Raw genomic sequence first — 17554 nt, forward strand, 5'->3', positions numbered from 1 at the left:
GTTGACGAGTCTCTGGCAGACCGGCCTTGTCGGCCGGATCTTACCAGAGGGAAAAGTCATGTCAGTGTGGACCCGCCTGTTCAATCTGTCCAACTCGCCCCGGCCCAAGGCCAAGACCCGACTGGGTATCGACTCGCTGGAGGCACGCGAGGTGCCGGCGATCGTCTTCGTCGGCGGGTGGGGGGCGTCGGCGTACCAGTACGCGACCTCCGACCCTGCGCCCGCCGCGCTGCCCAGCGTCACCGATCTCGTTCTGGACCGCTTCAACCCGCACGCCGCGCACGACGACGTGGTCGTCGATGGCAAGATCATCACGGGCCAGAACTTCGACAGCGCTGCCGCGACGGCCGGCGCGTCGGACTACTCGGCCGTCGTCTTCGTCGGCGGATGGGGTTCGTCGTCGTACCATCACGAGACCGGTGCCCTTCGCAACGTGAGTGCTGCCACGCCGACCGATCAGTTCTCGCTGAACTACGCCAAGATCCGGTTCGACACTGCCACGGTGAGTGATTCGCTGACGGTCCCGGAACCCCGTCCCGAACCCATCATCGTCGGCGAATACTTGATTCTCTCGGCACAAATCTCGGGCACCGGCGATTCAGGCCGGGATGTGCTTATCGGCGGGCCAAGCGTCAATACCACGGTGGCCGCCGACCCCGCGCCCGTCTCGGGGCATGGCAACAGCTCGCTGGGTTTTGAGGTGCACTGTGTCGACCACCAGGCCCAAGACCCGACCACGATCGCCGACGACGTGGTGGTCGATGGCCGGATCATCACGGGCGAGAACTTCGACAGCGCGGCTGTCGCGTCGTCTGGCTACATCCGTATCAAGAAACTCAACAGCGGGGGCTGATATACGCCACCCGCGGGACCGAGTGTGGGTCGTCGGGCCGGCGCCCGAGGCGCTGCGGAGTAGTTGTAGTCACTCGCCCGCATCTGAGGTAGGCTGGGTGCCACTCCGGCCGGGCTGGCGAGCGTGACGTTCGGCTTCTTGGCGAGGGCATGGTGATGGACAAGCGATTCGAGTCTCCGCGATTCCCTCGCGCTTCGGCGTACCATCCCGAGTGGATTCGCGCCAGCGTCAGTGGCGGGCCCAACTCCCTGTGGCTGACCGAGTGGCTCACCGAGGCGATTGAGTTACGGCCGGGCATGCGTGTGCGGGACCTCGGCTGCGGGCGCGGGGCGTCGTCGATCTTTCTCCGCCGAGAGTTCGGCGTCCAGGTCTGGGCCGCCGACTTGTGGTTCAGCCCGACGGAAAGACTGGAACGCATTCGGGACGCCGGCGTCGAGGATGGCGTCTTCCCGATCCGGGCCGACGCCCGGTCGCTACCGTTCGCCGCGGAGTTCTTCGACGCCATCGTCAGCATCGACTCTTTCATGTATTACGGCACCGATGACCTGTTCCTGAGTTCCGTGGCCCGGTTCGTGAAGCCAGGCGGCCCGGTGGGGATTGCCGCAGCCGGGTTGGTCCGCGAGATCGAGGGGCCTGTCCCCGAAACTCTGCGCGGCTGGTGGGTGCCCGAACTGTGGTGTTTGCACTCGGCCGCCTGGTGGCGGCGGCACTGGGAGCGGAGCGGGATCGTGGACATCGAGACGGCCGACGCCATGCCCGACGGCTGGAAACTGTGGCGCGACTGGCATGAGGCCGTCGCCCCCGACAACGTAGCGGAGATCCAGACACTGGAGGCCGATCGGGGCGAAACCCTCGGCTACGTCCGCCTCGTCGGCCGCCGCCGGGCGGACGCCAAACTGGAGGAGCCGATCGTGTCCGTCCCCGCGGAATACACGAGGGCACCGTTACGACGCGGCGCGGAGTAAGGCTTTGCGAGTCCGGGGCCGGCCCGCGAGCAGTCGAGCGAAAGCGTCCGGCCTTTCTACCGGGAACGGCTCGAAGGGGGAAAGGGGCAACATCGCACTCTCGGTACAGTCAAGGCGTCATCACGATCGAACCGACGGTGCGGCGGCCTTCCAGGTCGCGGTGAACCTGCTCTGCACCCGCGAGCGCGTAGCGGTGCCGGATTTCGACCTTCACCTTTCCCTCGCGGATCACGTCGAACACGTCCTTGGCAGTCGCTTCCAGGTCTGCCCGCGTGGTCGTGTACGTCGCGAGCGTGGGTCGCGTCAGGTACAGCGACCCTTTCTGCGAGAGGATGCCGATGTCGAACGGCGTCACCTTCCCGGACGAGTTCCCAAAACTCACCATCAGGCCGAGCGGCTTCAAACAGTCGAGTGAGGAAAGGAACGTGTCCTTCCCGACCGAGTCGTACACCACCGGCACGCCCGCCCCGCCGGTGATCTCCTTGACTCGCTTCGCCACATCCTCCCGGGTGGACACGATCACGTGTTCGCACCCGTGCGCCTTCGCAATCCCCGCCTTCTCGTCCGACCCGACGGTGCCGATGACCGTTGCCCCGAGGGCCTTGAGCCACTGGCAGGCGATCAGCCCGACCCCGCCGGCGGCCGCGTGGAACAGCACGGCTTCGCCCGCCTTCACCGCGTACGTCCGGCGGATCAGGTATTGGGCGGTCATGCCCTTGAGCATCACGGCCGCGGCCGTTTCGTCCGCTACGCCGTCCGGGATCGGCACGAGGATGTGGGCCGGGATCAGCCGCACTTCGGAGTACGAGCCCGGCGGGCCACCGGCGTAGGCCACGCGGTCGCCGGGCTTGACGGCCGTGACGTTCGGCCCAACGGCCTCGACGACCCCGGCGGCCTCGCTCCCCAGCCCGCCCGGCACGGGGATCGGGTACATCCCCGACCGCTGGTACGTGTCGATGAAGTTGACCCCGACGGCCGTGTGGCGGACGCGGGCCTGGCCCTCACCCGGTTCGCCGACCGTGACGTCTTCCCAGCGGAGAACCTCGGGGCCGCCCGTGGCGTGGAGTCGAATGGCCTTCGTCATGTCATGAATCCTGACGTCGAAATCGGTCGAACGGGCGATCACCCGCGAAGTGCGAGGCGCCGAGGCTCAGGATACGCCGGGCGGCAGGTCCGGACATCGGGCGACCACCGCTGTTGGAATCGCCCGGGCCGCCGAGAATCATCGTCACCGCACGGCCCCTCTCCATGCCGACCAAGAACTCAGGACGCACGAACACGGATCACGTGAAGCTCGGAATCGCAAGGCGCGGTCGTGTCCCGCATGGGCGGCCTCACGGCCTTGTGCGGTCCGGCGCTTGTGCCCCAACAACCAGGGGAGCCAGGGGAGCCCCTTCAGCCCGTCCGGGTCAACATGGCCATCACCGAGGACCGCATCCGCCGCGGGGTGTTCACCCGCGTCCCGCAACTGGAGCGGGCCATCCACGACTACCTGGCCGAGCACAACACGAATCCCAAGCCGTTCGTCTGGACCGCCGACGCCGACTCCATCCTCGACCGCCTCAAGCGGGTTATTCAAAGGACTTCGGACTCAGGACACTAGAACCGATTCACAATCCCACCGATGTCAAAAATGACCGGACAGTCAGAGCAGACCAAACTTCCACCTACCGCATCGCCGCAAGCCTGTTAAAGTAACTGAACCTACCGCCGATTCGCCCGGCCCTGAGTTGAGCGACAAGCTCAAGTATTTGTTATGCACCCTCGCAACCCTGCTACTTCTCGATTCCGTTGGCTCGTCCTCACCGCGTTCCTACTTGGGGTAGCCGCTGGCGGGTGGTACGTCTTCGGTCGTAGTCAGCCGGCCATCGGCCGGGACGCGAACCCCGGTGGCAACGGCGATACGGCCGTGCGGGTCGAAGTCGCTGCCCCGAAGCTCGGCGGCATCGACCGCATTTGTGTGCAACCCGGCACCATCGAGCCGTTCGAGTCGGCCGACCTGTACGCCAAAGTGTCAGGCTTTCTGCTGGAACGCCGGGTGGACATCGGCAGCCACGTCAAAGAGGGAGACGTTCTCGCGAAAATCTCCGTCCCCGAGTACGAGAAGCAGGTCGAGAAGGACACGGCCGAGGTGCGGCGGGCCGAGGCGAAGGTCGTCCAGATGAAGGCGGCCGTGCAGTCGGCCGAGGCCGACCTGCGGAGCGCGACGGCCCTCGTCGCACTGTCGCAAGCGGAACAGAAGAGCAAGACGTCGTACCGGTCGTACCGCCAGAAGCAGCGGGAGCGGATCAAGGGTCTGTTCGCACAACAAGCCATCGACGCGAAGTTGGTGGACGAGCAGGAAGACCAGTACGAGGCGGCCTTCTCCGCGGAACTGGCGGCCGGCGAGGCGGTGAACGCGGCCAAGCAAAAGGAAGCCGCCGCCCGGTCGAAGGTCGATCAGGCGAAGGCCGACGAGAAGTACGCCGACGCCGAGGTGGCGGTGGCCAAGGCGATGCTCGACAAGTCCACGGTGCTACTCGGCTATACGCTCATCAAGTCGCCGTACACCGGCGTCGTCACGCACCGGAACTTCAATCGCGGTGACTTCATCCGGTCGGCCGACGCCGGCGGCGAACGGGTGCCGTTGCTGTCGGTCGAGCGGACGGAAACGATGCGGGTCATCGTGCAAGTGCCCGACCGTGACGTGCCCTACGTCAACGTCGGCGACCCGGCCGTCATCGAGATCGACGCCCTACCGGGGACGGTCCTGCAAACCACGTCCGCCCACAACGTCGAGGTCAGTCGCACGTCGGACTCGGAAGACCCGCACACGCGGACGATGCGGACCGAGATCGACGTGCTGAACCCCGAAGGCAAACTCCGCCGCGGGATGTACGGCAACGTCACCCTAATGCTGAACGTCGGTGCGACGAATGCCGTCCGGGTGCCGTCCGGGGCGATCGTGAAACGCGGCGACGCCGGCAAAGGGGCCGTCCGCGTGGTCCGCGACGGGCACATCGCGACCGTGCCCGTGACCGTCGGCACCGACAACGGCGTCGAGGCCGAGGTGCTGAAGGGCCTGACGACGGCCGATAAGGTGGTGGTCCGCACGACGACGACTGTCGAGGACGGGGCTGCCGTCACGACGAGCGAAGCGAAGCCGCAAGCCGCCGGGCACTAACCTCCCCATCGTACCAACGGCGAGCGGCCCGGCGTGAGCGGGCCGTGTCTGGACACGCTCACACAAGACAAGGCCCGCTCACGCCGGGCCGCTCGCCGTTGACGCTGCAAACTCTTCGAGAACTCCATGACCGGCCTTATTCGCTTCTCGCTCGGCAACCCGCGGGCGATCACGGTGCTGATGTTCACCATCGCGTTCGGCGGGCTCGCGTCCGTGGCCGTCATCCCGGCCGACATCCTGCCCGTGTACAAGAGTCCGGCCGTGCAGGTGCTCACCTTCTACGGCGGCATGTCGGCCACGAACGTCGAAGCCGACATCACGTCGCGGATGGAACGCTGGACCGGGCAGGCGGCCGGCACCCAGCGGCAAGAGTCGCGGTCCATCGTCGGCGCGAGCATCATCCGCAATTACTACTCCGACGACACCGACCCAAGCTCCGCCCTCACGCAAGTGAACTCGCTGGCCACGGCCTCCATTCCGACGCTGCCGCCGGGCACCCTGCCGCCGGTCATCCTGCCGTACGACCCGACGAGCGCCACGCCGGTCGGCCTCGTCGCCCTCAACAGCACGACGCAGGGCGAATCGATCCTGTTCGACACCGCCCGCTACCAGGTGCGGAACATGATCATGGCCTCGCCGGGCGCGAACGCGCCGGTCGTGTACGGCGGCAAGGCCCGCACGGTGCTCGCGTACCTCGACCGCGGCCGGTTGCAGGCCCGCAACCTGTCGCCGACGGACGTGATGGACGCCCTTGACCGGTCGAACATCTTCCTGCCGGCCGGCGACGCCAAGCTCGGCGGAACCGACTACGCCCTCGACTCCAACTCCATGTACGAACTCGTCGACCGCATGGGCGACATTCCGGTGCGGTCGGACGCGAAGGGCGTGGTCTTCCTTAAGGACGTGGCCACGCCGAAGGACGCCAGCCTCGTGCAAACGAGCGTGGTCCGCGTCGACACCCGCCGCCAGGTGTACATCCCCGTCTACCGGCAGCAGGGGTCGAGCACGCTCGGAGTGGTCGAGAACCTGAAGGCGAACCTGCCCGACATGAAGGCCCGACTCACGACGCCGGACGTGGACCTGAAGCTCGTCTTCGACCAGTCGGTGTACGTGAAGAACGCCATCGCGAGCCTTGCGGAAGAGGGCATCCTCGGGGCGATTTTGTGTTCGCTCGTCATCCTCGTCTTCCTCGGCGAATGGCGGATGACGGTCATCGCCGTCATCACCGTGCCGGTCGCCGTGCTGGGCGCGATTGCCGCCCTGTTCGGCCTCGGCCAGTCGATCAACGTGATGACGCTCGCCGGCCTCGCGCTGGCCATCGGGCCGCTCGTGGACAGTGCGATCGTCGCCCTCGAAAACACGCACCGGCACCTCGGCCTCGGGGCCACGCCGCGGCAGGCGGCGTACCTCGGCGCGAGCGAAGTCGCCGGCCCGGCGTTCGCGGCCACGCTCTGCACGCTGCTCGTGCTCGCCCCGCTCGTGCTCATTCCCGGCCTCGGCGCGTTCCTGTTCAAGCCGATGTTCCTGGCCCTCACGTTCGCCGTGCTCATCGCCTACGCGATGTCGCTGAGTTTCGTGCCAACGCGGTGTGCGGCCTGGATGAAGGCCCACACTTCGGCCCACCCGGTCGAATCGCACGACGTGAACTACGAACACCGTAACCCGCACGAACACGACGAGCCGACGGGGTTGTTCGGCCGGGCGTTCGCGAAGTGGGAAGCCGTCCTGGACGCCGGCATCCGCGGCTACACCCGACTGCTCGGCGGCGTCCTGCAAGCCCGCGGCTTCGTCATCGGTGGGGCGTTCGCCGCGTTAGCCGCCACGCTCGTGATCCTGGGCCCGCAACTCCGCCGCGAGTTCTTCCCGGAGGTGGACGCCGGCTCGTTCGAAATCTACGCCCGGTGCCCGTCGGGGACACGGATCGAGGTGACGGAAGGGTACGTCGAGGCGGTCGAGAAGTACGTGAAGGCGAAGACCGGCCGCGACCTGGAACTGGTCATCAGCGAACTCGGCCTGACGGCCGACTGGTCGGCCGCGTTCACGCCGAACAGCGGGCCGATGGACGCCGTCGTGAAGGTGCAACTGAAGGCCGAGCGACATGCGTCGGCCCAGGAGTACGTGGACGTTCTGCGGCACGGGTTCCGCGACGACCCGGAGTTCGGCGAGTTGCTGAAGAAGGTGTTCGAGGAGAAGCAGGCGGCCGGGCAGTTGCCGGCCGGGGTGCCGCCGTTCACGCGGGACACGCTGGAGTTCGCCTTCGACGCCGGCGGCATGATCCGCTCGGCCATGAACGAGGGCCGCTCGACACCACTGAACGTCCGCATCCTAGGCAAGAATCAGTCGAAGTGCCGGGCCGTGGGCGAGAAGATTCTGGCCGAAGTGAAGGGCGTGGACGGCGTGGTGGACGCTCGCATCATCCAGCGGTTGGATTACCCGCTGTACACCATCGACGTGGACCGCACGAAGGCCGCGTCGCTCGGCCTCAACCAGATGGAGGTGATGAAGAACGTCATCGCCGCGTTCAACAGCAGCATTCAGTTCAACAAGAAGAACTTCTGGATCGACCCGGTCAGCCACAACCAGTACTACGTCGGCGTGCAGTACCCCGAGGGCGACATCAGCACGCTGGAAACGCTGATGGACGTGCCGATCACCAGCCCGACGCAGAAGAAGTCGATCCCGCTGCGGACGATCGCCACTCTGCGGCGGAAAAACGTGCCGTCGGAGATCGTGCACAACAACCTGCAATCGACGATCGACCTGACGATGGGCGTGTACGGCCGCGACCTGGGGCACGTGGCCGAGGACGTGGAGGCGATCGTGGCGAAGTACGGCCAGGAGCGGCCGGGCGGCGGGTGGGTGCCGTTCGACCCGACCGACGCCGACCACAAGCCGATGGAGGGGGCGAAGATCAACCTGAGCGGCGAGTACCAGAAGATGCAGACGACGTTCCGCTACCAGGCGATGGGCATGGCCGCGGCCGTGGTGCTGATCTACTTCCTGCTCGTAGCCCTGTTCAAGAGCTACGTCACGCCGGTCGTGGTGCTGTCGGCCGTGCCGATCGGCCTGATCGGCGTGGTGCTGGTGTTGTTCGTCACAGGTACGGCGCTCAACATCCAGTCGCTACTCGGCGTGATCTTCATGGTCGGCATCGTGGTGTCGAACACGGTCTTGCTGACCGACTTCGCGACGAACTTGCAGAAGACCGAGAAGCTGCTGCCGACCGAGGCGATCCGTCGGGCGGCGGCCATTCGCGTGCGGCCGGTTGTGATGACGGCCCTGGCGACGTTCTTCGCGCTCATCCCCATGTCGCTGGGCCTGGAGCGCGGCAGCGAGGCGAACGCCCCGCTCGGCCGGGCCGTCCTCGGCGGGCTAGTGGCCGGCCTGCTGACGACGTTGTTCGTGGTGCCGTGCGTGTACTCGCTGGTGGTACCGAAGAAATTTGACGACGCGGCAAACGAGGAACCGCTGCCGGGATGAATCTTGGCGAGCGGCCCGACGTAAGCGGGCCGTGTCTTGAGAGAGCCTGCTCCAGACACGGCCCGCTTACGTCGGGCCGCTCGCCTTCAATTCTGTCGCGGCGTTTCGCCGACCGCGGCCAACAGTCGGAACTGGGCCGCGTCGAACGCCGCGACCGCGCGGATTAACTCCTGCCGGGCGTCGAGCAGCAAGTTGAAGCTGTCCAGCACTTCCAGCGGCCGGCCCTGGCCCTGCGTGATCCGCTCGCGGTCGAGCGAGAAACCCTCCTCTGCAGTCGCGACGGCCCCCTTCGCGGTGTCGATCTGCCGGGCCGCGGCCTGAGCGTCGGCGAGGGCGGCGGCCACTTCCTGACGGATGTCGTTGACGGCCGTGTTGAAAGTGGCGACCGTCGCCCCGAGGACCGCGTTCGCTTGTCGGACCCTGGCCCGCGTGCCGAGGCCGAAGTTCTCGACCGACCAGATCGCGGCCACGTCGAAGTCGGTGCGGGCCTGCAGCGGGCCGAACTCCGGCGACACCTGGTTGCTGCCGCCGCCGAACCCGCCGCCGCTGAACCCGACGGCCACGGTCGGCAGCCACGGCCGCGTCTTCTCCTGCTTCACCCGCGTGCGGGCGGCGGCGATGTCGGCCGTGCGGGCGTACACTTCGGGACGGGCTTCGATGGCTCGCTTCAGCAACTCGTCGAGCAGCGACTCCTCCGACACGAACCGCACCGGCACCGCGAGCGTGTCCGCGGGTGTGTGCAAACGCACCGTTGGGTCGAGGTTCAACAGCCGGCACAGCCGGGCCGAGGCCACGCCCACGTCTTCCTCGGCTTGACCGACGCGACGGCGGAGCAGTTCCGCGTTGGCGGCCGCCCGGTTGGCGTCGCCGGCCCGCCCCTGGCCCTTCTGCGCGTAGACAGCCGTCAGGCGGGCGACATCGCCCACGTCGGCGGTCGCCCGCGTTAGCACGTCGAGCCGGGCCTCGGCCGCGACGAGTTCGAGGTACGTCGTCGCCACGTCGCGAAGCACAGCGTTCTGCACCGCGTGGGCCGTGGACTGCGAGCCGAACACCCGCTGAGCGGCGGCGAGCGGTTCGTACACGGCGTCGCCGAGGTGGACGAACAGTTGCACGCCGGGGACCGACACGGTGCCGCTGGCGAGTGCCCCTACGCCGCCGCCGACGTACACACTCTGACTGTTCAGGTTGCGAATGACGCCGGTGCCGCCCTGGAGCGTGCCCCGGTGGACGCGGACATTCACCCCGGCGTTCAGGTGCGGCAACCGCAGGGCGTCGGCCGCGAGTTGATCGGCGAGGGCTTGCCGGATCTGTTCGCGGGCGAGGTTGATTGTCGGGTTCTCGACGCCCGCGAGCCGCAGGGCCGTGCCGAGGTCGATGGGGCTTTCTCGCAACGGCACGCCATCGGCCGCGAGAACCGGCGGCGTACTCGCCGGTGTTTCGTACTTCGCCTGCACGACTGCCGTCGTGGCGGCCGGCTTCCGAACGTATCGCGCCTGGAACGCCGATAACGGTTCAGCCGTCGGCGTGGTCTGACATCCCGCCGCGAAGAGCACCGTCACGCCGAGTAACAGAATCCGCATCGCCACCCCCCTCCCCAGTTCCGAGCCTTGCGTTCGGGCGGGGATCAAGGTTTGGCCGCGGACAGTTGGTGGACCGCGCTCGGCAGGGCGACGACCCGCGGGCCGACGTGTGCTTCGACGGGGCGAGTCAAGCAGTCGGCCGGCGGGCGGCCGAGCGCGACCCAGAGTTGGAACTGTGCGCGGTTGTAGTCCACGATCGCGTCCAGGTATTCGGTCTGCGAGCGGTTCAGCAGCCGCAGGCTATCCACGACTTCCAGTGGCAACCCCTGGCCGCCGCGGATGCGGGTCAGGTCTTCGCGGTACGCCTCGGCACTCGCCCGCACCGCCTTCTCGGCGGCGTCGATCTGCACGAGTCGGGCGGCCGACCGCGCGTGCGCCTCGGCCACTTCGCCGCGGACGACGTTCAGCGTTTCCAGTTCCCGCAGGCGGCTCTGCTTCATGCGGCTGTCGGCGGCACGGGCGAGGGCGAGGTTGCCGACGCCGAGGTTGCGGAAGGTCCAGAACACGGCCACGTCGAGGTCGGTTCGCGTGTCGAAGTCGCCGAACCGCGGGCCAGTGCCGGCGGCCGCGATCAGGTTGCTCCCCCCGCCGAACCCGCCGGCACTGAACCCGAGCACCACGTTCGGCGAGAACGGCAGCACCTTCGCCAACGACAGTTCGTACAGCGACTGCCGAATGTCGGAGCGGCGGGCGGCCAGTTCCGGCCGCTGCAACAGGGCGGTGGCGAGCAGGTCCGGCAACGTCATCGTCGCGGGGACCAACGGCGTCGGCACGGCCCACCCCTCGACGGCCTTCAGCCGCGTGGTCGGGTCGAGATTCAGCAACCCGCACAGCCGGGCCGACGCCGTTAGCATGTCGGCCTCGGTCTGGGCCGTCTCCGCATCCCGCCGCCTCAGTTCGACCGCCGCCCGGTCGGCGTCGGACTTCTTCCCCTGGCCGCCCTTCGCGTACACGTCCGTCAGGCGGGCGATCTCGGCCGCGTCGGTGCGGTTCTGGATGGCGATGGCCCGCCGCTGTTCGGCCCGCACCAGGTCCAGGTACGCCAGGCAGACCCGCAGTAGCACGTCGTTGCGAACGGCGTCGGCGGCGGCTCCGGCGGTCACCTGCCGCTGTCGCGTCGCCAGATAGCCGTACCACGCCGAGCCGACGTTCAGGTTGTAGTTCAGGCCGGGGACGCTCACGGTGCCGCCACCGACCGAGTTCGCCCCGAGGCCGACGTACGCGGCGTCGCGGTTCACCGGCAAGATCGTGCCGGCGGACTGCTGAAGGACGCCGCGGTGCAGGTCGTAGTTCGTACCGACGTTGACGTTCGGCAGCAGTTGCGCGGCCGCCAGTTGCCGCACGGCCGTGGCTTCAAGCACTCGCTGCCGAGCGAGGAGCAACTGCGGATTCTCGACGCCGGCTAACGACAACGCGGAGCCGAGGTCGATCGGACATTCGCCGGGTTGCAGGATCGTGCCCGGCGGCGCGTCCGGAATCGACTGTTGAGCGTTCACGCGCGGAGGTTGCTGGCCAAACGCATGTCCGGCGACGAGCAATCCCACGCAGCCCACGCCGAACCAACGCACGCACCACCGCGGGAAAGATGTTCTGACCATGCGTATCGCATCGAAAGTAAGGTGTCGGCAATCTGGGGCAAGCAGGGTAAATCATCGGAATAAACCGTCTGGCGAGTTGAACGAAAGCCGGAAACCCCTCACTCTTGCCCAACCTCCCGACCGGGCCAAGACCTTACCGCGGACGGTGCGAATCGGCGGGGTCGTCGCGGGAAGCCAAAGGCCGGGATTGCTAAATCGGGGACACGCCTTCCTTAAGGGACGCCGCCAAGCCGATCGACGTGAAGCCACTCTTCCGCCCGGAAACAATCCGCCCCAAGTTCGCCGCCTTCCCGACCCGGCGAACCTCGACGTGGCTCGCGGCAAACTCGCGGACCGGCACTCCGGGAGCGGACGTTCGACTCCTCCGCGGGTCCAACCCCGCCCGTCCGACATCCTCTCCGCTGAGGGTCTGGGACGTGGAAGGCCCGGATTCGCTTTTCCTTTGAATCCTTAGAGCCGCTACACTCGCTTCTTGAACTGCACGGCCGCGAGCGTGAGGAATACCACGGCCATCGCCGTCAGGACCACCGCGTTCCGCCAAAGATCACGGCCAACCCGCCCCGCGGAGGATCACGCCGCGGGCGGCGTCGATCATCCACGTCGTCGGCAACAGGTTTGAGATCGGTTGCAGCACCGCCGGCATCGACTCCGTCGGGAAGATGTACCCGGACAGGAACACGCACGGCAGCACGCTGCCCATCACCTTCTGCCCGGCCTCCTCGCGGGTGTTGGCCTTCGCCGAGATCATCAGGCCGATGCCCAAGGCGGCGAGCACGAACGGGACGTTGATGACGGGCAGCGTCAAAAAGTTGCCGGCGACCGGCACGCCGAACACGACCCGCATCAGAGTCGCGATGGTGAGGAACTGCACGAAAGACAGGCACAGGTACGGCACCACCTTGCCGACCATCAACTCGCCGGTCCGCACCGGGGTCGTGGACAGTTGTTCGAGGGTGCCGTTCTCTTTCTCCCGCACGAGGGCGTTGGATTCGCTGACCGTGGCGATTTGCGACACGTCGCCCGGAAAGCGGCGGCCGGGATGGGAATCGACCGCGACTTCGACCTTCTGGCCGACCCACAGTTTGCCAAGTTCGGTGGACGGAACGAAGACCTTCACCCACAGGTCATCGGCCCGCAGCACGCGGACCACCTGCTGGCCCGCGGCCACGAGGTCGCCGGTGCGGACCGACACCACCTCGACGACGCAGCGTTCGGGCACCGCGACGACGGCCTCGCGGAGTTGGTGTTCGGCGAACCGCAGGGCGGCCTCGGCCTCGGCGACGGCCGCGTAGGCCGTCGCCTTGTCCTCGTCGCGGACGCCGCGGCGGATCAGGTTGTACCGTGCCTCGAACCTCGCCCTCTCGGCCGCGGCTTCCGTCACGTCCTCCGCCCGACTGCCCCGGAGTATCAATTCCAGGGCCGCCGTCGCGCCGGCGACGCGGCCGCGAGCGGTGTCGCGGCCGGCAAGGGCCGTCTCGCGTTCCAGGTCCGAGTGAACGCCGAGCTTGTTGAACCGGAAGAATTCGTCTTCCGCCTTCCGCAGGGCAGCCTTCTCGGCGTCCAGGTCGGCGCGGGCCTGTTGCTTTTGCTCCTCGCGGTTCCCTGCTTTGACGCGGGCCAACCGAGCTTGGGCGGGCTCGGTCGCCGCCTTCGCTTCGGCAATCTCCTCCGGCAGCGGCCCTTGCCGGGCCTTCTCCCAGGCGGCCCGTGCGGCTTCGAGCCGGTGCTGGGCCTGGTCCCGCCGGGCGGCCAGTTCCTCGGCGTCGAACCAAACGACCGGCGTGCCCGCCTCGACGATGTCCCCTTCGCGAACCTTCACGGCCGCGACCCGCCCGTCGACCTGCGAGCCGAGCCGTACCTCTTGAACTTCGACCGTGCCGGGCAGCCGCATGACCGCGGGCGTTCGGTGCGAGGGCCAGTACCACGCGGCCCCGCCGCCGACCGCCGCCAGGGCAAACAAGATGGTTGCGATTCTCTTCACGACTTCGCCTCCGACGTCTCCGATCTGGTTTTCTGAAATGCACTGCCGCCCGCGATCGCGGTTCGGACACGCAAAACAAAAAAATTGGCGGTCGGGCAGCAGTAGGCCAGAAAGGGGTTCAAGCGAAATCGTCGGGCGTTACTGCTCGGGCGGCCGGGTGGCCCCCACGCCCATGCCGCGGCGCAGCATGAGGCCGCTGGCGCTCATGTTGACGAACATCATCCCGCCGAGGATCAGCGGCGTCCACGGCAGGACGGCGACCAGCAGCAGGGCGAGGACGTAAAACAGCGACCCTTGCACGTACAGGCCGCCGGCCTCCGAGGCGAACGCGAGGTACGTGTGGCCGAGGTGGCCGGCCCACAGCGGGTAGACCAGATACATCAGGTCGAGCCGGTCGGCCGGCACGACCGCCCGCACCACGATCCACGCCACCACGGCCCCGACGCACTCCGACGACCAGACGATGACGAAGTGCCGCCGCTGGGCGGGCGGCACGAGCAGGAACGTCGGGCGGGCCATCACGTGTAGGGCTACTTGTAGGGCGATGATCACGGCCAGCGAAACGCCGGTCATCCACACCGGGAAGTCGGCCTCGTGCCGCCACGCGAAGTACGCCGACGTGTGGATGATCAGCGGAAACGGTGCCAGGGCAAGTAACCAAGCCGAGTAGCGGGAGAAGTTCGGGTGGAAGTTCCCCCGCTTCAGGTTGCGGGCCATCTGGCCGAGGACCGACGGCGGGCGGGCGTGAATCGGTTCGCCGGCCAGGTAGCGGTCCAGGTCGGCGGCCAGGGCGGCGGCCGACGGGTAGCGGTCGTCCGGTTGCTTCTCCAGGCACTTCAGGCAAACGACTTCCAGGTCTTTCGGCACGCCGGGCTGAAGGGCCGACGGCGGGGCCGGCGGGTGTTCGCTGACGAGGCGGATGGTTTCCAGCACCGTCTGGCCGCGGAACGGCGGGCGGCCGGTGAGCAGTTCGTACAGGATCGCCCCGAGGGAATACACGTCGGCCGCCGGGCCGACCGTGCGGTCGCCGGCGGCCTGTTCGGGCGGCATGTAGCTCGGCGAGCCGATGGCCGTGCCGGTGCGCGTGCGGGCGGAGTCGTCGCCGAGCCGCTTCGCGAGGCCGAAGTCCGTCACCTTCGGCGTGCCGTCCGGGTCGAGCAGCACGTTGCCCGGCTTCAGGTCTCGGTGGACGATGCCGCGGTCGTGGGCGTGCTGCACGGCCTGGGCCAACGTCCGTGACAGTTCGGCCGCCCGCCGCGGGTCGATCGGCGTGCCGCCGAGGTGGTCGGCGAGACTGCCGCCGGAGACGAATTCCAGCACCAGGAACGGCCGCCCGGCCGCCTCGCCGGCCTCGTACACCTGGACGATGTTCGGGTGTTGCAGGGCGGCGACCGCCCGCGCCTCGTCCTGGAAGCGGGCGAGTTGCTGCCGGTCGGCGGTGTCGCCGGCCAGGATCATCTTCAGGGCGACGACGCGACCGAGCCGGCGGTGGTTGGCCCGGTACACGATGCCCATGCCGCCGTTGCCGACCACGCCCAGCACGTCGTACCCGTCCACGGCCGGCACCGCAGGCATGCCGGCGGCCGTCGGTTCGGGCACGTCGATGAAGCCGCGAATCTGCTGCTGCCGGCGGATGCGGACGCGGAGTTCGTCTTGCAGAACCGGGTCGTCGGGGCAGAGTTGTTCCGCGGTCGCGGTCTTGCCCTGCTGCCGAAGTTCGTCCCAGTCGGCCAGCAGGTCGTACACGCGGGTCGTGTCGGACACGGCCGCTCCCTTCGTTCAGTTGCCGGACCCGGCGAGGCAGTCGGACAGCTTGTCGGTCGCGGCCAGCCACAGGCGGCTGACCTTGCGGGGGTGCAGGGCGAGGGCCGCGGCGATTTCCGCCTGCGGTAGGTCGAGGTAGTAGTGCATCTCGAACACCGACCTCTCGTCGTCGGGTAACTCGGCCACCCGTCGGTGGAACTCGGTCCACACGACGAGCCGGGCCGGGTCGAGGTTTTGCCCGCCGGCGGCCGACCCGACCTGCTACCCGTCGAGGCCCAGGGCGTCGTGACTGTGGCCCCGCCGCCCGCGCTCGACGAGGTCGAGGAGGACGTGCCGAACCTTCTGTGCGGCCAACCGGAAGAAGTGTTCGACCGACTCCGGTTCCACCGATTCCATCGCCTTCGCCAGCCGCAGCCACGTCTCATGGACGACGCTGTCCACCTCGTGCCGGCCGGCCAGGGCCGGGAACGACGCGGACAGGATGTGGGCGGTCAGGCGACGGAGCCGCCCGCACGCGGCGTCGAGCAGATCCCGGCGGGCGGCCGGGTCGCCGCGTCGCACGCGGTTCACGATCGACTGGAGGTGCTGCGTGGACTCGTTCGACATCGGCTTCGGGTCGAGATGACCCCTCGGGAATGACTGCGATTGGATTCGTTCAGGCAGTCATCCTAAGATCGGCGGCAGGTGGGGGCAACTCGCTGCCATCCGAGCGATGTTGATACGCGGTTCGAAGTGAGGGCACGGACGAAGGCGAGTCACCCCGGCGCCCGCCGGTCGGGGTCAGCGCGGCTGCCCTCCGGGCGGAAAACCCGCCCCAACTCGCCGAGCAGGCTGAGGCGGTCTACGCCCGTGCTCTCGGCCACGTCGAGAACCCACCACGGCAGCGAATCGCCCGTATAAGGCACGCGGACGGGCGGGCCGAGGGCGGGTTGCCCCGGTAGGTCAGGGAGGGTCACGCGGAAGTGGTCGGCGAGCAGGTGCAGTTCGGACAAGAGGTGCGCGGAACTCGCCAGCGACCCGTGCAGGCAGATCAACGGCGGTGCCGTCGGGTCACCGGCCAGCAACACATGCATTCGGCTCAGCGAGGTCCGTACCTACCTCCGTTCGACGGGCGCGTCGATCTTTTGAAGGAACCGCTCGTATCAATCGACCGATCGGACACGAGCAACATTGCTTTTGAAAATGGTCCCGGCGTCGACCGCAGTCCCCGTGCGTTCTGTGAGGTTGTGTTAGGCCTCCGAAAAACTTAGCCGACGGTGCGCCCGGTTCGGACCGAACGGACGGCGGACTGCTCACGACGGTGAACGGTAGATTCTCACCTCAACCGTGCCGGCGAACCAAGATCGCCGACTTGGGACGTCGGGTTCGGTGCCGGTAGTTTCGCATGTCGGCGGGCAGGGAATCCAGGAACCGGGACCAGTCATCGCCGCCCCGGCACCCGCGGTCGTACCCTTCATCCCACAAGAAGGCCGCGAGTTCCTCAACAAAAGGCTCGGCCACATCGGGCATCCGCTCGCGGGCGACGGGTAACAGGTCACTAATGCAGGTGATTTTCATTTCTCGATACTCTCTCGGCGGAATCAGAAAATCGAGCATAGAACGAGACGGTCGCCCGTGCCAGGATTCGGGGACGACGGCGGCAAGCCGGGGCCGGATTGACGGTGGTAGGACAGCCTCCTCCCCAACGGAGCCACCCATGAGTTGCCCGCAGTCGAGCGTAAGGACGGGAGGATGGCCACAATCGCCCTCGCCCTTGCTGAGAACCGTGACGATAAGAGGCAACGGATCGTGCCGAGTGCGACGAGGCCCGTGGCCGCCGGTGCAACCGCGACCGGTCGTGTGACGATAAGGGGCGACGGATCGTGCCGAGTGCGACCGCACGAGGGATGGCCGGGAGTTGAGTTCGCGCTTGCCGTCAGAGCGTAAAGACTTGGTTCGCGAGATTCGAACTCGCTTGAAACGGTGATCGCATCGCGACAAGCCTCGGATCAGCCATGCGCCATGCCTACCCGTCTTCCCAACTCCGCCCTTGATTCATTGCTGACCGGATGAAGTCTTGCATTTTCGATGCGCTCGTAACTCCAGACACGGGTTCGTACAAGCACGATAGTGGGGCAGAACGTCGTTCGTGAAAGTGCGCCAGGGTCGAATCGCAGCGGACCCTGGACAC

The 17554-nt window shown here is 67.5% G+C and carries 13 protein-coding genes and 1 pseudogene; 5 read left to right on the forward strand and 9 right to left on the reverse strand.

Annotation, left to right across the window (positions count from 1 at the left end; all coding sequences use genetic code 11):
• Nucleotides 1–58 precede the first annotated feature (58 nt).
• Both PX52LOC_RS32460 and PX52LOC_RS32465 read left to right on the forward strand, forming a co-directional pair.
• A complete protein-coding gene (locus PX52LOC_RS32460; RefSeq protein WP_149113973.1) occupies nt 59–853 on the forward strand; it encodes a hypothetical protein in 795 nt (264 codons plus the stop codon).
• 155 nt (nt 854–1008) lie between these two features.
• Nucleotides 1009–1818: an SAM-dependent methyltransferase gene (locus PX52LOC_RS32465; protein ID WP_178132586.1), complete on the forward strand. Its 810-nt coding sequence runs from the start codon at nt 1009–1011 to the stop codon at nt 1816–1818.
• Between the two features lie 109 nt (nt 1819–1927).
• Here PX52LOC_RS32465 and PX52LOC_RS32470 read toward each other — a convergent pair whose 3' ends face one another.
• A complete protein-coding gene (locus PX52LOC_RS32470) occupies nt 1928–2902 on the reverse strand; it encodes a quinone oxidoreductase family protein (RefSeq protein WP_149113975.1) in 975 nt (324 codons plus the stop codon).
• A 336-nt stretch (nt 2903–3238) separates the two neighbouring features.
• Here PX52LOC_RS32470 and PX52LOC_RS44220 point away from each other — a divergent pair.
• From PX52LOC_RS44220 to PX52LOC_RS32485, 3 genes and pseudogenes are all read left to right on the forward strand, one after another.
• Nucleotides 3239–3421 (forward strand): annotated as a pseudogene (locus PX52LOC_RS44220) (IS630 family transposase); the annotation flags it as partial.
• 153 nt (nt 3422–3574) lie between these two features.
• On the forward strand, nt 3575–4981 hold the full coding sequence (locus PX52LOC_RS32480; RefSeq protein ID WP_149113976.1) for an efflux RND transporter periplasmic adaptor subunit: 1407 nt from the start codon (nt 3575–3577) through the stop codon (nt 4979–4981).
• A gap of 126 nt (nt 4982–5107) precedes the next feature.
• On the forward strand, nt 5108–8461 hold the full coding sequence (locus PX52LOC_RS32485; RefSeq protein WP_149113977.1) for an efflux RND transporter permease subunit: 3354 nt from the start codon (nt 5108–5110) through the stop codon (nt 8459–8461).
• A gap of 86 nt (nt 8462–8547) precedes the next feature.
• Here the strand turns inward: PX52LOC_RS32485 and PX52LOC_RS32490 are convergent, their stop codons facing one another.
• From PX52LOC_RS32490 to PX52LOC_RS32525, 8 genes are all read right to left on the reverse strand, one after another.
• On the reverse strand, nt 8548–10041 hold the full coding sequence (locus tag PX52LOC_RS32490; RefSeq protein ID WP_149113978.1) for a TolC family protein: 1494 nt from the start codon (nt 10039–10041) through the stop codon (nt 8548–8550).
• Nucleotides 10042–10085: 44 nt separating this feature from the next.
• Nucleotides 10086–11639, reverse strand: a complete 1554-nt coding sequence (locus PX52LOC_RS32495; RefSeq protein WP_149113979.1) for a TolC family protein — start codon at nt 11637–11639, stop codon at nt 10086–10088.
• 544 nt (nt 11640–12183) lie between these two features.
• Complete coding sequence (locus PX52LOC_RS32500) at nt 12184–13620, reverse strand: ABC transporter permease (protein WP_149113980.1); 1437 nt, start codon at nt 13618–13620, stop codon at nt 12184–12186.
• A 138-nt stretch (nt 13621–13758) separates the two neighbouring features.
• Nucleotides 13759–15384 carry a serine/threonine-protein kinase gene (locus tag PX52LOC_RS42130; protein WP_218575199.1) on the reverse strand — a complete coding sequence of 542 codons (1626 nt, stop codon included), beginning with the start codon at nt 15382–15384 and terminating at the stop codon, nt 13759–13761.
• A gap of 15 nt (nt 15385–15399) precedes the next feature.
• Entirely contained in the window at nt 15400–15594 is a 195-nt protein-coding gene (locus PX52LOC_RS32510) for a sigma factor-like helix-turn-helix DNA-binding protein (RefSeq protein WP_149113981.1), read from the reverse strand.
• A 51-nt stretch (nt 15595–15645) separates the two neighbouring features.
• Nucleotides 15646–15990 carry an ECF-type sigma factor gene (locus PX52LOC_RS32515; protein WP_149113982.1) on the reverse strand — a complete coding sequence of 115 codons (345 nt, stop codon included), beginning with the start codon at nt 15988–15990 and terminating at the stop codon, nt 15646–15648.
• A gap of 149 nt (nt 15991–16139) precedes the next feature.
• A complete protein-coding gene (locus PX52LOC_RS32520; protein ID WP_149113983.1) occupies nt 16140–16457 on the reverse strand; it encodes an alpha/beta fold hydrolase in 318 nt (105 codons plus the stop codon).
• A gap of 247 nt (nt 16458–16704) precedes the next feature.
• Complete coding sequence (locus PX52LOC_RS32525) at nt 16705–16941, reverse strand: hypothetical protein (protein ID WP_149113984.1); 237 nt, start codon at nt 16939–16941, stop codon at nt 16705–16707.
• Between the last annotated feature and the right edge of the window lie 613 nt (nt 16942–17554).

The organism is Limnoglobus roseus, assembly GCF_008254045.1.
GTDB classification, from domain to species: domain Bacteria; phylum Planctomycetota; class Planctomycetia; order Gemmatales; family Gemmataceae; genus Limnoglobus; species Limnoglobus roseus.

Coding starts and splice junctions, on each gene's coding strand:
- PX52LOC_RS32520 (WP_149113983.1), bottom strand. CDS start 16,457: ATGCATGTGTTGCTGGCCGGTGACCCGACGGCACCGCCGTTGATCTGC.
- PX52LOC_RS32460 (WP_149113973.1), top strand. CDS start 59: ATGTCAGTGTGGACCCGCCTGTTCAATCTGTCCAACTCGCCCCGGCCC.
- PX52LOC_RS32515 (WP_149113982.1), bottom strand. CDS start 15,990: ATGTCGAACGAGTCCACGCAGCACCTCCAGTCGATCGTGAACCGCGTG.
- PX52LOC_RS32490 (WP_149113978.1), bottom strand. CDS start 10,041: ATGCGGATTCTGTTACTCGGCGTGACGGTGCTCTTCGCGGCGGGATGT.
- PX52LOC_RS32495 (WP_149113979.1), bottom strand. CDS start 11,639: ATGGTCAGAACATCTTTCCCGCGGTGGTGCGTGCGTTGGTTCGGCGTG.
- PX52LOC_RS32465 (WP_178132586.1), top strand. CDS start 1,009: ATGGACAAGCGATTCGAGTCTCCGCGATTCCCTCGCGCTTCGGCGTAC.
- PX52LOC_RS32470 (WP_149113975.1), bottom strand. CDS start 2,902: ATGACGAAGGCCATTCGACTCCACGCCACGGGCGGCCCCGAGGTTCTC.
- PX52LOC_RS32480 (WP_149113976.1), top strand. CDS start 3,575: ATGCACCCTCGCAACCCTGCTACTTCTCGATTCCGTTGGCTCGTCCTC.
- PX52LOC_RS32525 (WP_149113984.1), bottom strand. CDS start 16,941: ATGAAAATCACCTGCATTAGTGACCTGTTACCCGTCGCCCGCGAGCGG.
- PX52LOC_RS32485 (WP_149113977.1), top strand. CDS start 5,108: ATGACCGGCCTTATTCGCTTCTCGCTCGGCAACCCGCGGGCGATCACG.